The 20849-nt window shown below is 51.4% G+C and carries 17 protein-coding genes; 14 read left to right on the top strand and 3 right to left on the bottom strand.

Features of this window, described 5'->3' with window-relative positions; genetic code table 11:
- Positions 1-10 precede the first annotated feature (10 nt).
- From BO53_RS0103380 to BO53_RS0103370, 3 genes are all read left to right on the top strand, one after another.
- The gene (locus BO53_RS0103380; RefSeq protein WP_031545435.1) at positions 11-1471 is read left to right on the top strand and encodes a glutamate synthase subunit beta; all 1461 of its coding nucleotides are present in this window, start codon (positions 11-13) and stop codon (positions 1469-1471) included.
- A 108-nt stretch (positions 1472-1579) separates the two neighbouring features.
- Positions 1580-2746, top strand: a complete 1167-nt coding sequence (locus BO53_RS0103375; RefSeq protein ID WP_031545433.1) for an MFS transporter — start codon at positions 1580-1582, stop codon at positions 2744-2746.
- Positions 2747-2784: 38 nt separating this feature from the next.
- On the top strand, positions 2785-4224 hold the full coding sequence (locus BO53_RS0103370) for an SLC13 family permease (RefSeq protein ID WP_051682990.1): 1440 nt from the start codon (positions 2785-2787) through the stop codon (positions 4222-4224).
- A 56-nt stretch (positions 4225-4280) separates the two neighbouring features.
- On the opposite strand, the gene BO53_RS0103365 is transcribed toward BO53_RS0103370, so the two are convergent.
- On the bottom strand, positions 4281-4601 hold the full coding sequence (locus BO53_RS0103365) for a winged helix-turn-helix transcriptional regulator (protein WP_031545429.1): 321 nt from the start codon (positions 4599-4601) through the stop codon (positions 4281-4283).
- 177 nt (positions 4602-4778) lie between these two features.
- Here BO53_RS0103365 and BO53_RS0103360 point away from each other — a divergent pair, with 177 nt between their 5' ends.
- The 10 genes from BO53_RS0103360 to BO53_RS0103310 all read left to right on the top strand — a co-directional run bounded on the left by BO53_RS0103360 (position 4779) and on the right by BO53_RS0103310 (position 17165).
- Positions 4779-5975: a M20 metallopeptidase family protein gene (locus BO53_RS0103360; protein ID WP_051682989.1), complete on the top strand. Its 1197-nt coding sequence runs from the start codon at positions 4779-4781 to the stop codon at positions 5973-5975.
- A gap of 112 nt (positions 5976-6087) precedes the next feature.
- On the top strand, positions 6088-6915 hold the full coding sequence (gene glcT / locus BO53_RS0103355; RefSeq protein ID WP_031545425.1) for a glucose PTS transporter transcription antiterminator GlcT: 828 nt from the start codon (positions 6088-6090) through the stop codon (positions 6913-6915).
- Between the two features lie 123 nt (positions 6916-7038).
- The gene (ptsG, locus tag BO53_RS0103350) at positions 7039-9078 is read left to right on the top strand and encodes a glucose-specific PTS transporter subunit IIBC (RefSeq protein ID WP_031545423.1); all 2040 of its coding nucleotides are present in this window, start codon (positions 7039-7041) and stop codon (positions 9076-9078) included.
- Positions 9079-9211: 133 nt separating this feature from the next.
- Complete coding sequence (locus tag BO53_RS0103345) at positions 9212-10996, top strand: S9 family peptidase (RefSeq protein WP_031545420.1); 1785 nt, start codon at positions 9212-9214, stop codon at positions 10994-10996.
- A 243-nt stretch (positions 10997-11239) separates the two neighbouring features.
- Positions 11240-11389, top strand: coding sequence for a hypothetical protein (locus BO53_RS13840; RefSeq protein ID WP_156956082.1), 150 nt, complete (start codon positions 11240-11242; stop codon positions 11387-11389).
- 98 nt (positions 11390-11487) lie between these two features.
- Complete coding sequence (locus tag BO53_RS0103330) at positions 11488-12738, top strand: cytochrome P450 (RefSeq protein WP_245608181.1); 1251 nt, start codon at positions 11488-11490, stop codon at positions 12736-12738.
- 89 nt (positions 12739-12827) lie between these two features.
- A complete protein-coding gene (locus tag BO53_RS0103325) occupies positions 12828-13130 on the top strand; it encodes a metal-sensing transcriptional repressor (protein ID WP_031545415.1) in 303 nt (100 codons plus the stop codon).
- A 12-nt stretch (positions 13131-13142) separates the two neighbouring features.
- On the top strand, positions 13143-15527 hold the full coding sequence (locus BO53_RS0103320; RefSeq protein ID WP_031545413.1) for a heavy metal translocating P-type ATPase: 2385 nt from the start codon (positions 13143-13145) through the stop codon (positions 15525-15527).
- A 34-nt stretch (positions 15528-15561) separates the two neighbouring features.
- The gene (gene copZ, locus BO53_RS0103315; RefSeq protein WP_031545411.1) at positions 15562-15771 is read left to right on the top strand and encodes a copper chaperone CopZ; all 210 of its coding nucleotides are present in this window, start codon (positions 15562-15564) and stop codon (positions 15769-15771) included.
- Between the two features lie 161 nt (positions 15772-15932).
- Positions 15933-17165: a hemolysin family protein gene (locus BO53_RS0103310; RefSeq protein ID WP_031545409.1), complete on the top strand. Its 1233-nt coding sequence runs from the start codon at positions 15933-15935 to the stop codon at positions 17163-17165.
- Positions 17166-17212: 47 nt separating this feature from the next.
- Here the strand turns inward: BO53_RS0103310 and BO53_RS0103305 are convergent, their stop codons facing one another.
- Both BO53_RS0103305 and BO53_RS0103300 read right to left on the bottom strand, forming a co-directional pair.
- Positions 17213-19276, bottom strand: a complete 2064-nt coding sequence (locus BO53_RS0103305) for a heavy metal translocating P-type ATPase (protein ID WP_031545407.1) — start codon at positions 19274-19276, stop codon at positions 17213-17215.
- Positions 19266-19634 carry an ArsR/SmtB family transcription factor gene (locus BO53_RS0103300; protein WP_031545406.1) on the bottom strand — a complete coding sequence of 123 codons (369 nt, stop codon included), beginning with the start codon at positions 19632-19634 and terminating at the stop codon, positions 19266-19268. Before BO53_RS0103300 ends, BO53_RS0103305 begins: the two co-directional genes overlap by 11 nt.
- A 124-nt stretch (positions 19635-19758) precedes the next feature.
- On the opposite strand from BO53_RS0103300, the gene BO53_RS0103295 reads away from it, so the two are divergent.
- On the top strand, positions 19759-20742 hold the full coding sequence (locus tag BO53_RS0103295) for a Gfo/Idh/MocA family protein (protein ID WP_031545404.1): 984 nt from the start codon (positions 19759-19761) through the stop codon (positions 20740-20742).
- Positions 20743-20849: the final 107 nt, after the last annotated feature.

The following is a 20849-nucleotide window of genomic DNA, read 5'->3' as shown; positions in this document are numbered from 1 at the left end:
GCGATGTGAGATGGGTGAGTTCAAAGGGTTTATGAAACATCAGAGAAAGTCTCAGTCGGAAGAAGATCTGAAAGCAAGAGTTTCGAATTATGAGGCGTTCCAGCATCGCTTCTGTAATGAAGATGCACAAGAGCAGGGGGCGCGCTGTATGGAATGCGGCACGCCATTCTGCCAGACAGGTGTCGGTGTAGGGAAGGAGACCGTCGGCTGCCCGATCGGCAACTACATTCCCGAATGGAATGATCTTGTCTATAAAGGGCAGTTCAAGGAGGCCTACAGACGCCTTTCCGAAACAAACAATTTCCCGGAGTTCACCGGAAATGTATGTCCGGCGCCGTGTGAATCTTCATGTGTGCTTTCGATCAACAACGATCCGGTCGCAATCAAAGGCATTGAACGCACAATCATCGATGAAGCCTTTGAGCAGGGATGGGTCGAGCCAAGAATGCCGAACCACAGACTGGATACACGCATAGCCATCATCGGAAGCGGACCTGCCGGCCTGACTGCTGCAGACGAACTGAATTCATGGGGACATAATGTCGATGTGTATGAAAGGGACATCAAGCCCGGTGGTCTGCTCAGATACGGCATACCAAACATGAAGCTTGATAAGGCTGTAGTGGAACGCAGGGTGGAACTGATGGAGGCCGCAGGCATCCAGTTCATCTGTGATGTCAACGTCGGCGAAGATGTGACATATGACGAACTCGATGAAAAGTACGATGCCATCATTGTGGCGACTGGTGCACGCAAGCAGAGGGACTTGAAGCTTGAAGGCAGACAGAGCAAGGATATACAGTTCGCAATGGACTATCTGACTGAACAGACGCAGTACCAGTTCGGCGAAATCGAAGAACCAAGCATCACCGCAAAGGACAAGCATGTCATCGTCATCGGCGGCGGGGACACCGGAGCCGACTGTGTAGCGATGTCGCTGAGGGAAGGATGCAAATCCGTCTTCCAGCTGAACAAATATGACCGTCTGCCGGACAAGGTGGATGGCAATCCATTCTGGCCGCTTCAGAAGCAGGTGTTCAAACTCGACTATGCCCATGCTGAATACGAGGGGGCATTCGGCCAGGAGCCGCGCGCCTACGGCGTGCAGACGATGGCATATGATGTCGATCTCATCGGCGACCTGAAGGGGATCAATACGCAGGTGCTCAGCCAGCAGCCTTTGAATGACATCACAATGGAAGACCAGGAACGCTATTTCAAGGCGGACCTTGTACTCCTCTCCATCGGTTTTGAAGGCGTGGAGAGCGAATTGCCGAAAGCGTTCCAGCTGCAGATGACGAACAACAAGATCGCAGCTGACGACAATGACTACAAGACGAACAAAAGGAAGGTCTTCGCTGCCGGAGATGCAAGGCGTGGGCAGAGCCTCGTCGTCTGGGCGATCAAGGAAGGACGCGAGGTTGCCCGTCAGGCACATAAGTTTGCAGTGCAGAACAAAATATACTCATAAGTGGAATACCGGCTCATGGAGCCGGTATTTTTTTCTGGTCTGCAGGGCAATTATGGTATGATATGACTAGTCATATTCAAAGAGTCTTACATATTAAGGAATGGTCAAATGGATAGAGAACGTCTCTGGACGAAGGATTTTATCATTGTATTCATATTCAACTTCTTCATCATGCTTGCGATGTTCCTGCTGATGGTCACAATCAGTGGCTACGCAGTGGATGAGTTCGGAGTATCGACCAGTACGGCCGGACTGGTTGCCGGCATCTTCATCGTCGGATCGCTGATCGGCAGGGTGCTGACCGGACATCAGCTGAGCCTGATGGGCGCCAAAAAGATCATGTATATCGGTACCGCCATGTTCATCGTCACCTATGGACTGTATTTTGTCGCAGACAATCTTCAACTGCTGCTGATCGTCCGCTTCTTCAACGGGCTGGCCAACGGAGTTGCAACGACAGCGGTGGGGACGATTGCAGCACTTGCCCTGCCGAGGTCGCGCAGGGGGGAAGGGATCAGTTACTTCAGTCTGAGCTTCGTCATGGCGACGGCCCTCGGGCCCTTCATGGCCTTCTTCCTCCTTCAGCACATCGACTATCAGATGCTGTTTCTGATCGTATTCACGCTCGTCCTGATCGCAAGTGTGTTCACGATCTTCATCAGGACCGACAACACTACAATCGACCTGACAAAAGAACCGAAGCCGAAATTTGAATGGATCGACAGGAACGCCATGCCGATCGGCATTGTGGTGCTGATCATCTGCATGACATATTCGACGGTGCTCTCGTTCATCGCCCTGTTTGCAGAAGAACAGAACATCTTCGCCGCTTCGAGCTACTTCTTCCTCGTCTATGCCATCGTCATACTGATTACGCGGCCCATAACGGGACGCCTCATGGACCAGAAGGGGGCGAATATCGTCATCTACCCGGCTTTTGCCGTACTGGGCATCGGGTACCTGGTGCTCGGACAGACGACTTCCGGCTTCATGCTGCTGCTTTCTGGCGTACTGCTCGGCTTCGGGTACGGAAACTTCCAATCGATCACCCAGGCGCTCTGCATCAAGGTGGCGGATGCAAAGAATGTCGGTCTTGCAACCTCCACCTATTTCATCGCCCTCGATTTCGGCCTCGGTGTGGGCTCATACATTCTCGGCACACTGGTGCCGACCCTCGGCTACAGCGGACTGTACAGTTCGATGGTCCTGCTTGTCGCAGCAGGGGCCGTCGTGTACTACATGGTATACGGCAGGCATGAAGGCAAAAGCGCATGATCCATTAAAAACTACACTCACGAAAAAGAGATGATCACGTGAAAAACGGTCATAAATTTTTGACGGAATTCGTCATCACCCGCCAAAACATCATATTGTCGCTGGCGGCCGCCGTATTCCTCATTTCACTGGCATATGCCGCCATCACTCCGGAAGTCAGCTGGACGGCAGGCAGCGCCCTGTCGATTCTGCTGCTCGGACTCATCCTGTGGGCTTTCGAGCCGATCCCTTTCGGCATGACGTCGATGGTCATCATGGTCCTGCTCGTCATACTGCAGACAGTAAGCATCGATGTCATGCTCTCCGGGTTCTCCTCACCGGCCGTCTTCCTCGTGGTCGCAGGAGTCATGCTTGTCCAGGGAGTCGGTCAGACGACGCTGATTCCAAGGATTTCATACGGGCTCGTCTATAGGCTCGGAACCTCGCTCAAGAGGCTTTTCATCGGGATATTCGTGCTGATCCAGCTCCTTGCATTCTTCATCCCGACCAATAGTGTACGGGCCACGCTCCTGCTGCCGTTGGCAACACGGGTGGTGGACAGCATCGGGGCGGGGGAGTCGTCGAACTACAGCAGGCTGATCATGGTCGGCATCGCTTTCGCCACCAACCTCAGTGCCGTCGGTGTATTGACCGGTGCCGTCAGCAATATACTTGCCGTCGAGCTGCTGAACGCCTATACGGAGTACAGCATCACCTACCTCCAATGGTTCCTCTACGCCCTGCCGCTGTGGGTCATACTGACAATCGTCATCCCGTTCGTCCTGCTATGGTTCTACCCACCGGAAGAGGTCGATACGGAGTCGTTACATAAGGAGATGGAAACCGCCTACAGGGCGTTCGGGAAACTGTCCGTGGCCGAATGGAAATGCATCGCCGTGCTCATCCTCACTGTGGTGCTGTGGATGCTCGAATCCGTGCATGGCTTCCACCCGGTCATCCCGGCGATGCTCGCGGTCGTCCTGATTACACTGCCGAAGATCGGCTTCGTAAAATGGAAGGAGGTCGTCAACATCAATTTTGACCTCATCCTGCTGATCGGCGCATCTCTGTCACTCGGGTATGCCCTGACCGAATCCGGTGCACTGGATGTCCTGACGGACGCCCTGCTGACGGATACCCTGGTCCAGCTGTTCTCGAACCCCTGGATTGCGATGGTGACGGTGATCATCATCTCCCAGCTCTACCACATGGTCGTCACCAATATCTCGACTGCCGTCGTCACACTCGTGCCGATCATCATTACGATTTCAGTCGAAGTGGGCCTCAATCCAGTCATGATGACCTTCGTCACATCCATCACCCTGCTGTTCGGCTTCATCCTGGCCATCCAGTCGATGCCGAATGTCATCATCTACAATGAGGGGCGCATCAGGCAGAAGGACCTTGTGAAGCCGGGCATCGTCATCACCATCATCAGTGCCCTTGCCACGATCCTTGTCGCCTTCACATTCTGGAATGTTTTCGGCCTGTGGCCATAAAAAACAGCGTGTGTCCAATCGGACACACGCTGTTTTTGTTGCAGGCACACCAGGTTTCAGACATTCTGCGGAACTTCAAACCATTCCTCTGCCCACTTCTGGAGCTCCTTCATGAAGGGCTCCATTGCCCTGCCTTTGTCGGTAAGCATATACTCTATTCTGACCGGGGTTTCCGGGTAGACTTCACGCTTGACGATGCCTTCCTTTTCGAGCGTCTTCAAGCGCTCCGAAAGGACGCGGCCACTGACGCCCATGGACGATTCAAGGTTGCAGAAACGTTTGGGTCCATCCATTAGCTGATGGATGATGAGTCCTGTCCATCTCTGACCGAGAACACCCATGGCATTTTCAAATTTAGGACAGATCGAATAATCCATATCATCACTCCTTGAGAAACAGTATACCTCTTTTTTTACCCATATTACAAATGTTTGGAAGCGTGCCTCCTGATATAAAATTTCACAGGTGCGTTTAAGCATATCCGAATCGGCTAAACATTATATGAAACCCTTATTAATAAGAACGAAAAAATAAATGAAGAAGGTGGATTTTCAATGACTGCGAAAGACGAAGCAACCGACACGCAAACAACTGCAAAAGACGAAGCAATCGACAAGCATCTGAAGCATGTCACAAATTTCAGGAGACGGCTTCATCAGGCGCCGGAACTGAGTTTTGAAGAGTACGAGACGACGAAGCTCGTGGCGAATGGACTGGAGGATACGCGCATTGAATTTTATGAGCTTTCGGAGAAGACCGGGCTGATCGGCATGCTCGAGAAGGATCCGAGCTACGAATATATCGGTGTACGTGCGGATATGGATGCTTTGCCGATCACCGAGCAGACAGACCTCGATTTCAAGTCTGAAAATGAAGGGGTCATGCATGCATGCGGACACGATATCCACACAAGCATCGTCTATGGCTTCGCAAAAGTCATAGACGACCTCTATGACGACCTCAAATATAACCTCGTATTCATCTTCCAGCCTGCCGAAGAGACACTTGGTGGTGCTGAATACATCAAAGAGGAACTGAAGCGCCTCGAGGTGCCGATCGACAAAATGATCATGTATCATACGTGGCCGAACCTTGAAGAGGGGCTCGTCGGATACAGGGAGGAAGAGATGATGGCAGGATCGATCGGCTTCGATGTGAAGCTGAAAGTGAAAGGGGGGCACGCAGCCCACCCGGAAAAGACGGCCGACCCGGTATATCTTGCAACAAACATCATCCAGTTCATGCAGGGGATAGCGTCGCGCTTCAACAACCCGTCGACACCCGTCGTCATCACCGTTGGCCAGATCCATGCCGGAGAGAAGAACAATGTCATCCCGGATGAATGCAATTTCGGTGGAACCATCCGGAGCTTCTCCGAGAAGTCGCTTGAACTGGCGCAGGATATGATCGAGAACTATACGAGTGGGCTGATGAAGATGGCAGAGGCCGGATGCCATGTCGAATTCAGCCGGTACTGCCCGCCGGTCATCAATAATCCGGAACTCGTGGACGATTTCATCAACAGTGGTGACGATGTGAAATTCCATGAACTCAAAGAGCCGTCCATGGGTTCGGAGGACTTTGCATTCTACATGCAGGACTATGTCGGTGCCGCATTCCGCATCGGTACAAGGATGAAGGATGAGGAGAAGAGCAGCTATTCACTCCACAGCCCCGAGATCGTGTTCTCCGAAAAAAGTCTGGAGACGGGCATCCGGGCCCTGGTCAACTTTGCCACAAAAGCACATTAGAAATAAAAGTTCAGACGGCCGGTCTTTTATCCGGCCGTGCTTCTTGCGTCCTGGGGCCCCCTGCTATAGTATTTGATACAGCAGATGATGAAAGTGGGATATTCACTTGGTAATGATTGAAAAGGCACTGAACAATAATGTTGTGATCGGAAAAGATGAATTTGAAGAAGTCGTGCTGATCGGCCGTGGAATCGGCTTCGGGAAGAAGCAGGGGGATACGCTCGAAATTGAAGAGGCGGACAAGGTATATAAGCTTGAAGGTCAGCAGGATACGAGCAGATACCAGACCCTCCTGACGATGGCGGATGAGAAGCTGTTCCAGTCGACGCTCGAAGCCATCGAGCTGATTGATGACATGACGACAGAAGACATCAATAACAGGATCCTCCTGTCACTGACGGACCATCTCCTGTTTGCCATGAAGCGGCTGGAGGAGGGCATCGAGATCAGCAATCCGTTCGTCAATGAGACGAAGGCACTCTATCCGAAGGAGTACAGCATCGCCGAAGCGGTGGTCGACATGTTCAACAGGAAATACGGCATCCATCTGCCCGAGGCGGAGGTTGGCTTCATCGCCCTCCATGTGCATTCGTCCATATACAACCGCTCGCTCCGGGATATGAATGTATTGTCTGAAGTCGTCCATCAGGCGATCGTCATCATCGAGCAGGGGCTTGATACTACGATCGACCAGTCCTCAATACAGTATGACCGCTTCGTGCGGCATATCAGCTTCTGTGTTCAGCGGGTGATGAAGGGTGAGAGTGTGCCGTCGCAGGATGCTTTCGATTCACTGTTGAAAACGGAATACCCCGTGTGCTATAATATAGCTGTAAAAATTGTGAAGATGATACAGAACAAACTGCAGCGCAAGGTGTACGACTCGGAAGTCGTCTATCTTACGATGCACATACAGCATTTCAAGCATTATTCTAAATAGACGTGTTACCGCAAGGGCATGAGTTTATAGGAATGGTTTATTTAACTATACCTGTATTCTCATGTCCTTTTTTCTGTGGATTCTTCATGAAACAATAATATTCATACTTAGGAGGAAATACTTATGTTCAAAAAGCTTTTTGGACAGCTGCAGCGCATCGGTAAAGCATTGATGCTCCCGGTTGCCATACTGCCTGCTGCCGGCCTCATGCTCGGTATCGGTGCCGCCATGCAGACTGAAGCGATGGTCGACTGGCTTTCATTCCTTGAAGCCGGCTGGCTCATTGCCCTATCAGATATGCTCCAGGCAGCCGGTGGCGTCGTCTTCGACAACTTGGCGCTGCTGTTTGCACTCGGTGTCGCCGTCGGACTTGCGAGGGGTGACGGTGTTGCAGCCGTCGCGGCCTTCGTCGGCTACATGATCATGAACGTTACAATGGGACAGATTGCCGGAGTCACACCGGAAATGGCAGCGGAAAACCCTGCCTATGCCAACGTGCTCGGCATCCCGACAATCCAGACAGGTGTATTCGGTGGTATTATCATCGGTGTCATCGCCGCCTGGGCCTACAACAGATACTACAACATCAATCTGCCGGACTTCCTTGGATTCTTCGCCGGGAAACGCTTTGTGCCGATTGTGACAGCAGTATTCTCATTCATCATCGGGCTGGCGATGTTCGTCATCTGGCCGCCGATCCAAAGCGGAATGAATGAAGTTTCACTCTGGCTGATGGAGGAGAATACGGCAATCGGCGTATTTGCATTCGGTACGATCAAACGGCTGCTCATTCCATTCGGGCTGCACCATATATTCCACGCACCATTCTGGTTTGAATTCGGTACGTATACGAATGCAGCCGGAGAAATTGTACGTGGCGACCTGAACATCTTCTTCGCCCAGCTGCGTGACGGCGTTGAACTGACTGCAGGAAACTTCATGCAGGGTGAATTCCCGGTCATGATGTTCGGTCTGCCTGCAGCGGCTCTGGCGATGTACCATGCCGCACGTCCTGAACGCAAAAAGTATGTTGCCGGTATCATGATATCTGCAGCACTGACAAGTTTCCTGACAGGTATCACTGAGCCGCTGGAATTCTCATTCCTGTTCGTTGCACCACTGCTCTATGTCATCCACGCACTGCTCGATGGACTGAGCTTCCTGATTCTCTATCTGCTTGATGTGAATCTCGGCTATACATTCTCGGGCGGATTCATCGACTTCTTCCTGTTCGGTATTCTTCAGAACCGTACGGAATGGTGGTGGGTGCTTGTCGTAGGGATCGTCTACGCAGTCATCTACTATGTCGTGTTCAGGGTGCTCATCCAGACGATGAACCTCAAGACGCCGGGTCGTGAAGATGCGAATGCGGAAACCACCACATCCACAGCACAGGAACTGCCGTTCAACGTGCTCACAGCAATGGGTGGGGAAGAGAACATCAAACACCTCGACGCCTGCATCACACGTCTCCGTGTTGAAGTTAAAGATACTGCTGCCGTCGATGAGGCGGAACTGAAGGCGCTTGGGGCCTCCGGTGTCATGAAGGTCGGCAAGAACATGCAGGCCATCTTCGGGCCGAAATCCGACCAGATCAGAAACGACATGCAGAGGATCATCGATGGAGAAATCACTTCACCGGCCGAAGCGACAGTGACGGAATCGACGGAAGACGATGTCGAAGAGGCGGAAGGCACACAGATGATGGATGATGCCAACAAGGACATCTATTCCCCGATCGAAGGGGAAGCGGTCGAGCTCACTGAAGTGCCGGACCAGGTCTTCAGCGAGAAGATGATGGGCGATGGTGTGGCCATCAAGCCGACAAGCGGTATCGTCCGCGCACCATTCGACGGTGAAGTCGTTACGGACTTCCCGACAAAACACGCACTCGGTCTGACCAACGCAGGCGGACTCGAGCTCCTCGTCCACTTCGGACTCGACACAGTCAACCTGAAGGGCGAAGGCTTCGACCTCAAAGTCGCAGCTGGAGACAAAATCAAAAAAGGTGACGTATTGATGGAAGTCGACCTCGACTACATCAGGGAGAACGCGAAGAGCGATATTACTCCAATCATCATTACAGGACCGGCCGGTACGGAAATCGCTGCCAGGGAACTCGGTTCAGTTACAAATGACGATGTCGTCATCAACATCAAGTAATGGGAGAAGCAGCATGCCATTTGGCATGCTGCTTTTTTCATGCAGATAACAAAACAATTTATCAAAATTGTCACAAAAATGATTTTAATCTACAATGGAGGAGAAACTAATTATACAAAAAGGGGTCTGGCCAATGATTGAATTTCCGAAACCGACAGTGGAACAGTTTTTCACATCCTACAACATCAACAACTTTACTGTGAGCCCGGACGAGAAGCGCATCCTGTTCACAACGAACCTCAACGGAAAGGTGAATATATGGGCGATGGATACCCCCGAGACGTATCCATACCTGTTTGCACAGAAGGACCAGAATGCAAACTTCATCAAATATGATCCGCAAAATCGTTTTGTACTTTCAGGGTTTGATCATGATGGGGATGAGAATTTCCAGATTTATGCCATCGGCCCGGACGGAGGGATTCCCAAACCTCTGATTACAGGGGGAGCGGATGAAAAATATTTCTTCTCCAAACTGTCCCAGGACGGGCAGAAGGTCTATTATGTGACTTCTGAAGGCAATCCAAGTTTCCTGAATGCGAAAGTGTTTGATATCGAAACGGGCGATGAACGCCTGATCCATGAAGGGGCGGAGGCACCGACATATTTGACGGATGTCTCGGCCGGTGAAGAAAACAGTGCACATATGCAGGTGCGTGCGAATACGTACATCCTCGGATTCATCAGAACGAAGGACGGGACCGAATACATTACACCCGATCCGGAAGTGATCCATACGGTGGGCGACATGACGTTCATAAAGGACGATGAAGTCTGGTTCAGCACGAACTATGAGAGTGAATACGACTATCTGGCAAAATACAACCTGTCGGAGAAGCAGTTCTCGAAAGTGATGGATTTCGGCGAGGAATCGGTGTCGGGCCTGCAGTTCAACCGGCATACGAACATGCTGTATATCACGACGGAGAAGGGTGTGGCAGATAAGCTGTACTACTATGATCTGAACCATGACATCTCCGATGAGATAAAGACGCCTTTTGATGCCATCAGGCAGCTTGCCGTGACGAAAAGCGGCAGCCTCTATGCCCTTGCCGGGAGTGCGACCGAGCCGTTCAACATATGGAAGTATCAGCTTGAGAAGTGGACCGTCCTTACAAAGAACCGGGTACTTGGGGTTACTTCGAAAGACATGGTGGAACCTGAAACCGTACGCTACAAGTCCTTTGACGATATGGAGATTGAAGCGCTGCTGTTCCGGGCAAAGGAGGAGAATCGGAATGGCTATACGATCTTCTGGCCGCACGGCGGGCCGCAGGCGGCCGAGCGCAAGTTCTACCGTGCCATGTTCCAGATGCTCCTGAACCGCGGCTACAACATATTCTGTCCGAACTTCAGGGGAAGTACGGGATATGGTGCTTCATTCGTGAAGCTCGTCGAGCAGGATTGGGGCGAAGGCCCACGGCTGGATAACGTGGAAGGCATCAAGTGGCTGTTCGATAATGGCATCTCGTCCCCCGAGAAGCTCTTCCTTGTCGGCGGCAGCTATGGCGGCTACATGGCACTGCTCCTTCACGGGAGGCATCCTGAGTACTTCAGGGCGGTCGTCGATATATTCGGCGTCTCCAACCTATTCACCTTCTACAATTCCGTACCGGAGCACTGGAAGCCCATCATGACACGCTGGGTCGGTGATCCTGAGACGGACAGGGAGCGCTTCGAAAAAGATTCGCCAATCACCTATCTCAGTACAATGTCCAGGCCGATGCTCGTCATCCAGGGTGCAAAGGACCCCCGGGTCGTGAAAGAGGAATCGGACCAGATTGTAGAAGAGTTGAGGAATGCCGGCAGGGAGATCGACTATCTTGTCTTGGATGATGAGGGTCATGGCTTTTCGAAGAAGGAAAATGAAATCAACGTCTATAGGACCATGCTTGAGTTTCTTGAGAAGCATCAGTAGAGACGCCAGGTTCCGGGTATAGGAGAATAAAATGAGTGAGATGGAGGAGATGCGCTGTGGGAGGAAGGAAAGATCGGAAAAAGGGCCATCACGAAGAGCCGCTTCATAGGAATGGGTACTGGTACGATTTTCTTTTTGAAATGTTTCTGAGCTCTATCGGTTTGATCTTCAGACTTGTCAGAGGCATATTCAGTGCACTTTAGCAGGTCTTTCATCGCCAGTTCAAGGGAAAGGTGAGGATGTATGCATATTGCGATAACCGTAGGGTCTGGAATACTGTTCCTGGTGCTTTTCGGCACCATGTTTGATAATTGGCTGATTGGCATCATTGCAGGATTATTTTTCGCCATCACGAATTTCATCGTATTCAGACCGGATGGAAAAAAGAAGTAGACCTGGAATCGGGTCTACTCCTTTACTTTATTTTACATGCATAAAGGGTATATTAACGGGAAGAGTACAATAATAATAAATGGTCGAGGAGGGGTAGTGTGGCACAGAAAATGCCCGAAGATGCGGGCTTTGACCGGACATTGAGTGTACTGAAAGAAGGATACGAATTCATTATGAACAGAAGTGAATCCCTGGATTCGGATGTGTTTGAGACACGGATCATGGGTGAAAAGGCAATCTGTCTGACGGGCAGTGAAGCAGCAGAGCTGTTCTATGATGATACACGCTTCAGAAGAAGGGACGCTGCGCCCTCCCGTGTCAAGAAGACATTGTTTGGGGAAGGGGGCGTACAGGGGCTTGATGGAGAGGCGCATAAAAACAGGAAAGCCATGATGATGGCCTTGATGGACAATGAAGCGATGGAAGAAATAGAAATGCTGGTCCTCCATTATTGGCAGCAATATTTTGAAGAGGCGGGGAGTCTTGAGACGGTGGCGCTCTATGAAGCGGCCAAAGTCGTCTTTCTCCAGGTTGCAGCCAAATGGACGGGTGTCCCGCTGGAAGCGTCGGAGACGGAAGAGCGTGCTGCACAGATTTCAGATCTGTTCGAGTCCCCAGCGGCGCTCGGCCTCCAGCACTGGAAGGGCAGACGGGCACGTTCTGAGGCGAACGACTGGATTGAAGGATTTGTGGAGGACGTCAGGGAAGGGCGGTTGGAAATAGACCATGGCAAGGCGCTCTATACATTCAGCTGGCACAGGGATGAAAAGGGTGAGCTGCTGGATAAAGGGATTGTAGCGGTGGAAATCCTCAACCTTCTGAGACCGATGACTGCAGTCAGTGTATGGGTTGCGATGATCGGACTTGCGATGCATGAGTTCCCCGAGGAAAGGGAGAAGCTTACAGGCGCCGGTCAGGAGCGGCTTGAATGGTTCATCCAGGAAGTCCGCAGGTACTATCCGTTCTTCCCGTTTGCAGCTGCAAGAACCGATGTGGATTTTGAATGGCAAGGATACCATTTCGAGGAAGGCACTCTGACACTGCTCGATCTCTATGGTACAAACCGTCACCCGGCGGATTGGGTGCATCCGCAGACATTCATGCCGGAAAGGTTTGAGGGCTGGCAGCAGACACCATTCAATTTCATTCCTCAGGGCGGAGGGGATTATGATTTCGGCCATCGCTGTGCCGGTGAATTCGTGACCATCGTCATGATGCGGGCGACGCTTGATTTTCTCGTCAACAGACTGGAATATGATGTGCCGGAACAGGATTTCAGTTTTGAATTCAATGATATTCCGGCCGTGCCGAACGACAAGATAAAAATAAACAATTACAGGTTCAAATGACCGGGACGTATGTTCCGGATTTTTTTATTGACAAATATACCCTATGGGGGTATCATGTACATAAGGAAAAAACTAAGGAAGTGATCATAATGGGTGAGCATCTCCATGAACATGCTGTCGTGCCGCGCACGGATGAGGAGAAGGACAAGGTGATGAACCGGCTGAAGCGGATTGAAGGCCAGGTGCGGGGCATCCAGAAGATGGTCGATGAAGACCGCTATTGTGTGGATATCCTTGTTCAGATCAGTGCGATACAGTCGGCATTGAAGAACGTCGGCTATACAGTGACGGAGCGTCATATGAAGCATTGTGTTACAGACGCCATCACCAAAGGTGAAGGCGAAGATTCCATCGAAGAACTGATGGCGGTACTCAAGCAGTTCTCCAAATAGGAGGGAAATGGAATGGGCAATGACAAGCAAGTCAACCTGAATATCACGGGCATGACATGCGCTGCATGTTCGAGCCGGATAGAGAAGGTTTTGAATAGAATGGACGACGTCGATGCTTCGGTCAACCTGACGACCGAAAAGGCGACGGTCGAGTATGACAGCAGTAGTGTAAATATTGAAGACATCACAGGGAAAATCGAGAAACTGGGCTATGGTGTCGAGATGGAGAAGGCGGAGTTCGATATCACGGGCATGACATGTGCAGCATGTTCGAGCCGTATCGAGAAGGTGCTGAACAGGCAGGAAGGTGTCAAATCTGCAACAGTCAACCTGACGACGGAAAATGCAGTCATCGAGTACAATCCGAACATGCTGACGGACCGGGATCTGATTGCACGTGTCGAAAAACTCGGTTATGGGGCAAAACCGAAGCAGAGTGCCGAGGACAGGGTGAATGCAAAAGACAAGCAGTTGAACCGCCTGAAGATCAAGCTGATCATTTCGGCTCTCCTCTCACTTCCGCTCCTCGTGACGATGCTGGACCACCTGTTCGGCATGCAGATGCCGGCAATCCTGATGAACCCATGGTTCCAGCTCGCGCTCGCCACGCCGGTACAGTTCATCATCGGGTGGCAGTTCTATGACGGTGCCTACAAGAACCTGCGCAACGGCAGTGCGAATATGGATGTACTGGTTGCGATGGGAACAAGTGCGGCATACTTCTACAGTGTATATGAAATGACCAGATGGATGGCTGACTCGAGCCATCATCCGCATCTGTACTTTGAAACGAGTGCCCTGATCATCACACTGATCCTTTTCGGCAAGTATCTTGAGCACCGGGCGAAGTCCAGAACCACAACAGCGATCTCAAAGCTGCTCGATATGCAGGCCAAGCAGGCACGTGTGGTAAGGGACGGGGACGAGATGATGATACCTGTGGAAGATGTCATCGTCGGGGATCGCATCGTCGTCAAACCGGGCGAAAAGATTCCGGTCGATGGGACTGTCGTCAAAGGACGGACGGCCATTGATGAATCCATGATCACCGGCGAATCCATCCCGATTGAAAAAGAAGCAGAGAGTGCTGTGGTCGGCTCTACGCTGAATGTCAATGGCACGATAGAATTCGAGGCGACACGTGTCGGCAAGGATACAGCACTCGCCTCCATCATCAAAGTCGTAGAGGAAGCACAGGGACAGAAAGCGCCAATCCAGCGTATGGCGGATATCATTTCCGGCTACTTTGTGCCTATTGTAGTCGGCATCGCCATCATCACTTTCCTGGCATGGTATTTCCTCGTCCAGCCGGGCAATATCGAACCGGCGCTTGTCGCTTCCATAGCGGTACTGGTCATCGCATGTCCATGTGCCCTTGGGCTCGCGACGCCAACGTCCATCATGGTAGGTACAGGGAAAGGTGCCGAGAGCGGCATCCTCTTCAAAGGCGGGGAACATCTTGAGAAGACCCATTCCCTGGACGTAGTGATTATGGACAAGACCGGTACAATCACCAAAGGCAAGCCTGAAGTGACCGACTTCACCGGGGATGCCGAGACACTGAAGCTGCTTGCGACTGCCGAAAGGGGCTCCGAGCATCCATTGGCGGAAGCCATTGTTGCCTATGCTGCAGAGCAGGACATTGAGCTTGGAGAAGTCGATGATTTCGAAGCGATACCGGGTCACGGTATCGAAGCAGTCATTGAAGGCAGGAAAGTACTCGTCGGTACACGCAAGCTGATGACGGATAACAATATGGACGAAGAAACCATATCCAGTGAAATGGAACAGTACGAGTACGATGGCAAGACTGCGATGATCGTCGCTGTAGATGGCGAGATCAAAGGTATCGTTGCCGTCATGGACACAGTGAAGGAAAGTGCTGCAGAAGCGATCGCGTCACTCAAGGATGAAGGGCTGGAAGTCATCATGCTGACCGGGGACAATACACGTACCGCCCAGGCCATCGCCCGCAGTGTCGGCATCGATAATGTCATTGCCGAAGTGCTGCCGGAAGAAAAGGCCGATAAGGTGAAAAGTGTGCAGCAGGAAGGCAAAACGGTGGCAATGGTCGGGGACGGCGTCAATGATGCACCTGCTTTGGCTACTGCAGATATCGGCATCGCAATCGGCACCGGTACGGAAGTAGCCATCGAAGCGGCAGACATTACAATTCTCGGCGGAGAACTGACACTGATACCGAAGGCCATCCGGCTCAGCCATAAAACCATCCGCAATATCAAACAGAATCTGTTCTGGGCGTTTGCCTACAACAGTGCGGGCATTCCGATTGCAGCACTCGGCCTCCTGGCCCCATGGGTTGCAGGTGCGGCAATGGCGTTCAGTTCGGTCAGTGTCGTGACGAATTCATTGAGGCTGAAGCGGGTAAAGATATAATATATGGATATAAACAATTAGGAGGAGATTTTGAATGGCTCAAAAGACAATTGAAGTTGAAGGTATGACATGTGGACATTGCAAGAGTTCCGTAGAAGGTGCCCTTTCAGGGCTGGAGGGTGTCAAATCCGCAGATGTCAATCTGGAGGCTAATAATGTCAATGTTGAATATGATGAATCGAAAGTGACGGAATCATCCATGGTCGAAGCGATTGAAGATCAGGGATACGACGTCAGGAAATAACCGGGAAATGCTGCCTGCTCCTGAAAGGGGCGGGCTATTTTTTTGTGGAGGATGTTGTATAACGGTTAAACATTTATGCTGATAAGTGGTAAACTGGAAGAAAGTCATTTACAGTAGGCATCATGAAATAATCAGAGTTCCATACTTAAGGAGGATAAAGAATGATCATTGCGATCATTATATTACTTTTCGTCTCCCTGTTCTTTTCAGGGAGTGAAACCGCACTGACGGCAGTGAATAAGATGAGGCTGCAGTCGAGGGCGAATAATGGGGATGCAAGCGCCAAACGGCTGCTCCGATTGATCTCCAGGCCAAGTGTATTCATCACGACCATACTCATCGGCAACAACATTGCGAACATCCTGCTGCCGACATTGGTGACCACAATGGCGCTTGACTACGGCATCAGTGTGGCGATCGCCTCAGCTGTGCTCACAGTCACAATCATCGTGTTTGCAGAGGTCATTCCAAAATCGATTGCGGCTACATTCCCCGAACCGATTGCGAAAACGGTGGCACCTGTCATTACTTTCTTTGTCGTCATTTTCAAGCCGATTACAGTAGTACTGAACTGGCTGACAGATGCGATAGCAAGAGTGCTCTCGAAAGGAGAGCTTGAAGGGGCGGGCACCGTATCGAAGGATGAACTCCGCACCATCGTGGATATTGCCGATTCCGAAGGGATGCTTGCGAAGGATGAATCCTACAGGATCAGAGGTGTGCTCGATTTCCGCAATCTGAACGTAAAGGATGTGCTGACCACTCCCAGGACGGAGATGGAAGCCATATCCTCCACTGCAGGATATGAGGAGGTCCGTGACCATGTAATCAATAATATGTTTACACGCTATCCGGTATATGGTGAAGACATGGATGATATCATCGGGGTCTTCCACTCGAAGTATCTGCTCCAATGGTCTGTAGACCCGGACAGGCCCCTGATGGATTTCTGCGATGCCGATCCATTGACCGTCCATGAGTTCCAACCGGTCGAATATGTATTGAGGAAGATGACGAAGGAAAGACGTCATCTGGCAGTCGTCATCGACGAGTTCGGCGGTACGGAAGGCATTTTGACACACGAAGACATTATAGAATCCATGCTTGGTTTTGAAATAGAAGATGAGACTGATCTCAGAAATGATGCGCTGGTTGAATCGTTGACTGAAACAGAGATCGTCTGTGACGGGAAAATCACCCTGCACCGTCTGAACTCCATTTTCGATACCGATATTCCCGAAGAGGAGGATACCCTTTCCGGTTTCCTGCTGAAGGAATTCAACGATTTCCCCACTGAAGGGGATACACTGGAGGAAGTCGGTTTGAAGTTCAAGGTCACTGTGATGGAAGATCAGATGATCAGAAAAGTGCATATCATCAAGCAGGAAGAATAGAAGAAGGCGGTCATACCATGATGGTATGACCGCCTTCTTTGCATACATTACTCTTTCATGTGCAGGAGCCTGAGCCCGTTCAATGCAACGATGAGTGTGGCGCCGATATCGGATAAGATGGCGATCCATAGAGTCAGCCATCCTGGAATGACGAGCAGCAGTGCGATGACTTTGATGATGATGGCGAAGGAGATATTGGCCTTGATGATGTTCAATGTTCTCCTGCTCAACCCGATGGCAAACGGGAGATGGTGGATGCTGTTGCCCATCAGTGCCATATCCGCAGTTTCAAGCGCAGTATCGGTCCCTTTGCCCATGGCGACACCGACATTGGCGGTCGCGAGTGCTGGTGCATCATTGATGCCGTCTCCGACCATCGCTACGGTATGATCCTTCTTCAGGTCCTCGATGGTATCGAGCTTGTCTTCCGGCATAAGACCTGCGTATATCTTGTCAATGCCGAGTGTACGTGCAATCGCGCCGGCTGTGTTTCCATTGTCCCCGGTCAACATGGCTGTCTGGATGCCAAGGTTATGAAGTTTTTCTATTGCTGGCCTGCTTGATTCCCTCAGCTCATCCATTACGGCAATATGGCCGATGATATGGCCATCTTCTGTGATGATCATGGCAGTCTTGCCGGCGTCCTGGTACTGTACCGACAACGCATCATCATCAGGCTTTCTGATTTCGTAGAAGTGCTGTCCTATTTCCCCGGAAATACCTGTGCCTGTCACAGCTTTGAACCGGTTAATATCGATATCGCTATAACGGATGCCTTCCGACTCTGCATACTTGATGACCGACTGGGCGATGGGATGCTCGGAGTGGGATTCAAGTGCAGCTGTGATGGCGAGCACTTCTTCCCGTGAGCGGCCGGAAGCCGCTTCGAAGTCTGTGACATGCGGCTCGCCCTTCGTCAATGTGCCCGTCTTATCGAAGGCCACAAGGCTGCTTTGGCCAATCTTCTCCAGGTGGACGCCGCCCTTGATCAATACGCCCCTGTTCGCAGCATTTCCAATGGCGGAGACGATCGCAATCGGGGTGGAGATGACGAGGGCGCACGGGCATCCGACGACGAGTATCGCGAGTCCTTGATAGATATAGGTCATCCATTCGGCACCGAAAAGGAGAGGGGGGATGACCGCAACCATCACCGCAATCATCATGATTGCCGGCGTATAGTATTTGGCGAACTGGTCGACGAACTGCTGTGCCGGGGCGCGCTTCTCCTGCGCCTCTTCCACAAGCTGGATGATTTTCGCAATGGTCGTATCTTCTACATTCTTCGTCACTTCAATTTCCAAGTAGCCATTCTGGTTGAGCGTACCGGCATAGACTTCTTCGCCGCCGGATACTTCAACAGGCAGCGATTCTCCCGTTATGGCGGACTGGTTGATGCTTGAATGCCCGGAGGAGATTACGCCGTCCATCGGCAGTTTTTCACCTGGTCGGACGACGATTGTGTCCCGGATCTGTACATCTCCGACTTCAACTTCACGGATGCCGTCCTGTGTTTTCACGGAAGCGGTGTTCGGAGCGATTTCCATAAGGGACTGGATGGAGGTCCGGGCCTTATCCATGGAATATCTCTCCAGGGCCTCGCTGATAGCAAACAGCACCACGACGACTGAGGCCTCCGGCCACTCCCCAATCAGGGCGGCGCCGATGATGGCGACGGTCATCAATGTCTTCATGTCAAAGCGCAGTCTTGTCAGGTTGTTCAAGCCGGTCCAGAACATCCTGTAGCCGCCGGTGACGACTGAGGCCAGAAAGAAGCCTGTGGTCACGGGGTTCTGTCCGCCATAGTAGATGACGAGGCCGAAACCGATGAGCATCAATATGGCTGAGAGAATGACCATGCGGTGTTTTTTGAAGAAGGACTGCCTTTCTGGTGCAGGACCGCTGGCATTCACGACTTTGAGCTGTTCAAAGGCGCCTGCCTTCTCAATATCTTCTACAGTGGCGGCGCCCTGGACGGTTATTTTCGAAGCGCCGAAATTGACCTGGGCATCTTCGACGCCCTTTATCTGCTGAACATTCTTCTCGAAGGTGCGGGCGCAGTTTGCACAGGAGAATCCATCGATACGGTAGGTTGTCTTGTCATTCGCCATGATGGGTCAGCTCCTCCTGGTGAAGGAAGGCCATACTGACAATCTGTCGGATATGGTCGTCGTCGAGACTGTAGTACACCATTTTTCCTTCTTTCCTTGATTTTATGATGCCCTGTCTGTGCAATGAACGCAGATGATGGGAAGTCGTGGCGATGGTTGCATCGATGATGGTGGCGATATCACATACACAGAGTGCCTCCTCCAGGCTCAGGGCCTTGACGATCCGTGTGCGGTTCACCTCGCCGAGGGCCTTGAAGATGGCAGCGACTTTTCCCACCGCATCTGCATCAATACGCGCTTTCACCCGGGAAACCTTGTCGACATCAACGCTTTCTATATCACATGTTTTTATTTCCATCGTATCCCCTCATTCAAATGAGTATTTGATTATATTATATCCTATTCCCGTCGTTATTCAAGTGTGCACTTGAGTGATATTGATGTGTTAAACTATAGATAAAACAGAAAAAGGAAGGGTTCCAATGAAAATAGCAACCATCGGTACAGGGTTCATCGTAGATCGTTTCATGGAGGCGGCCAGGCAGGTCGAGGGAATTGAAGTATACGGTGTATATTCACGCACGGAGGAGCGGGCAAAGGCATTTGCGGAGAAGCATACGGTTCAGAACTATTTTACGGATGCAGAGGAGATGCTTGCTGACGGTGGGTACGACACGGTCTATGTCGCTTCGCCGAACAGCCTCCACTATGCATATGCAAAAGCGGCCCTGGAAGCGGGCAAGCATGTCATATGTGAGAAGCCGTTCACTTCCACCGTGGAGGAACTCGAAACCCTCATCGAATTGAGCAGGGATAAGGGGCTGTTCCTGTTTGAAGCCGTAACGGGCATCCATCTGCCGCACTTCAAGGCGATTGGGCGGGAACTGCACAAGGTCGGGGAGCTTAAAATCATCCAGGCGAACTACTCCCAGTACTCGAGCCGCTATGACAAGCTGAAGGGCGGAGAGGTCCCGAACGTGTTCAATCTGGAATTCTCAGGCGGGGCACTCGCCGACCTGAATATCTACAATCTGCATTTCGTCATCAGGCTGCTTGGCCGGCCGGAAGCGGTCACCTATGTCCCGAACAAATTTGAAGGGGGCGTCGATACATCCGGTGCCTGCGTGCTGCAGTATGGGAATAGTGTCGCTACATGCATCGGCTCGAAGGATACAAAAAGCGAAAACAGCGTCCTCCTCCAGGGGGACGCGGGATACATCAAAGTCAATGGCTCCGCCAATATCATCGACTCGGTCGAAGTGGTGGTCGATGGAGAGGAAGAATTGATCGACCTCGGACAGAATCCGAACAATATGGTTGCGGAGCTTGAGGATTTTGAAGCGGTTTACCAAGCAGGTGATCATAAGGCTGCATCCGAATGGCTTGCGCACTCAGTGGCAGTGATGGAAACCTTCGAAAAGGCAAGGGAAAGTGCAGGCATCATCTATCCGGCCGACCGGAAGTAGCGCGGTGGAAGCGATGATGCATCTGTCCCCGGCACGTGGGACAAAGCAAATAAAACATATAACTGCTCCAGCCCATACAAAATCTCCCGCCAGAAAACTGGCGGGAG

It is taken from the genome of Salinicoccus luteus DSM 17002 (genome assembly GCF_000712035.1).
Taxonomy (GTDB): Bacteria; Bacillota; Bacilli; order Staphylococcales; family Salinicoccaceae; genus Salinicoccus; species Salinicoccus luteus.
This window is presented reverse-complemented; position numbering and strand designations above follow the sequence as displayed.